The organism is Winogradskyella sp., from assembly GCF_013213975.1.
Taxonomy (GTDB): Bacteria; Bacteroidota; Bacteroidia; order Flavobacteriales; family Flavobacteriaceae; genus Winogradskyella.
Genome location: NZ_JABSST010000162.1, coordinates 1 through 1,777, shown reverse-complemented (window position 1 = coordinate 1,777; position 1,777 = coordinate 1). Strand labels below are relative to the sequence as shown.

Annotated in this window: 2 protein-coding genes; both read right to left on the bottom strand. The window is 31.1% G+C overall.

Features of this window, described 5'->3' with window-relative positions:
• Positions 1 to 3 precede the first annotated feature (3 nt).
• Positions 4 to 768, bottom strand: a complete 765-nt coding sequence (gene blaOXA / locus HRU49_RS14635) for a class D beta-lactamase (protein ID WP_296358471.1) — start codon at positions 766 to 768, stop codon at positions 4 to 6.
• A 148-nt stretch (positions 769 to 916) separates the two neighbouring features.
• Positions 917 to 1,717 (bottom strand): tail fiber protein, encoded by an 801-nt coding sequence (locus tag HRU49_RS14630; protein WP_296358469.1) that lies wholly within the window; start codon positions 1,715 to 1,717, stop codon positions 917 to 919.
• Between the last annotated feature and the right edge of the window lie 60 nt (positions 1,718 to 1,777).

Below are 1,777 nucleotides of genomic sequence, written 5' to 3'. Positions count from 1 at the left end.
TATTTATTCAATTATATTCATTTTACTTAGTGCTTTAATTGATACTTCTTGCCTTAAAGGATTGAAATCATCTCTAGACATATCATTTAATTTTGGACTTATTTTGGTCGCGAAGTAATAAACATTACTTTCTTTCTCAACGAAACCGACAAACCATCCAACATCTTTCTCTCCATATACAGACATTCCAGTTTTACCACTCAGTGTGTAGGAATCAGTAGATTCGATTTCTAGAATTATTTCAATAGTTTCATTAGTGGACTTTGAGATTGGCAATTGTTTTTCTTTAAGTCGTTTTAAAAAGTCAACCTGTTCAAATGGACTTATTTTGGAAGACCCCATTAACCAAAAATTATCTATACTCTCTTCGCCTATATCCATTTGTCCAAATTTTAGTTTTTCGACATATTTCTTCATTTCTTCTACCCCAATTTTTCTAGCAAGTTCTTGGTAGCAGGGAACACAGGATGTTTGAAATGCATCTCTTAATGATAGGTCTTGTTCCCAAACAGGAAGATATCTTTCAGCACCATCCCATTTGAATATTGTTTTTTCATTTTCTAAAATATTTAATTCAAGTCCTATTATTGAATTTGGGATTTTAAAAGTTGAAGCTGGCAAATGTTGAACTCTTGATTCCGAAAAGCTATTAGAATAATAAATATTTTTTTTCTTGTCGTATAGTAGTATTGCCCCTTCTAAATCTGAAGAGTCTAAAATTGTTTGAAATTCAGGTGCTACTACTTCTGTCGGTGACTTAAATTTCATGTCTTCCTTACTTTCCTTGTTTTGGCAGGAAAATATCAAAATAGGAAGTAGACTGATAATTAAATTTCGCATTTGTATTCTATTAGTGCTAACGTTTTGTATAAGCCCCGTTTTAATGGGGTTTATACCCTGTTATAAGCCCTTACGCTTAGTTGTTATCTTTTAATAATTTCTCTACTAAAACTTTTAATTCTTTAATTTCAGAATTTTGCTTTTTTAATTCTTCAATCTCCTTTTTTTGAGAGTTAATCTCTTTCTGTTGATCAATAGTATACAAAGTCAATTCCTCAATTTTTTTAAGAAGGTTCATATCCATTTCGGCTTGCATTACACCGTTTTTAGCAAATTCTTTTGCAGATGGAATTTCAGGTAAATGACTATTCTCTTTAATGAAACTTTCTACCTCTTCAATACTTCTTAATTTATAATCTGATTTAAAAACGTAATCTGGTGCGGGTATTGATAAATCTATCTTAACCTCTTTTGTGTGAATTTTTCCATTTACAGTTAATTCCATATCTGGTTGTGTTGTTCCGATTCCGACATTACCATCTGGACGAATAACCATAGCTTCAATGTCGGCCTCACCAGTTGAAGTTGTTGAATTTTTTGTTTTAAAAACTAATCCCCCTCTCCATCCATAAGAACCATAAGAATATATACCTGCTAAGTTAGTCTCATTACTTCCCCAAAGTCTATTGAAACCAATACCTAAAGACTGTTTGGTTCTATCATAATTCATATTAGATTCACTTCCAGTACCTGTCGCTCTTAGAACTAATACTTTTGTAGAATTCTTATTTTCATTAGATACAACATTTAATTTGGTACTTGGACTTGTTGTTCCAATTCCTACATTACCTGTTGCTTCAATTTTATTCTCCTGAGCGTAAATTCCTAAACTCATTCCTATCATAGCAACGGCAGCAATTTTAATTGTTGTTTTCATAATTATTTAAATTTATAATTGTTTTAATTTGTTTCCTTTTATGGCTTATAATGTTTAAGC

Excerpts from the sequence above, each read along its gene's own strand:
- blaOXA (WP_296358471.1), bottom strand. The coding sequence starts at position 768 with ATGAAATTTAAGTCACCGACAGAAGTAGTAGCACCTGAATTTCAAACA.
- HRU49_RS14630 (WP_296358469.1), bottom strand. The coding sequence starts at position 1,717 with ATGAAAACAACAATTAAAATTGCTGCCGTTGCTATGATAGGAATGAGT.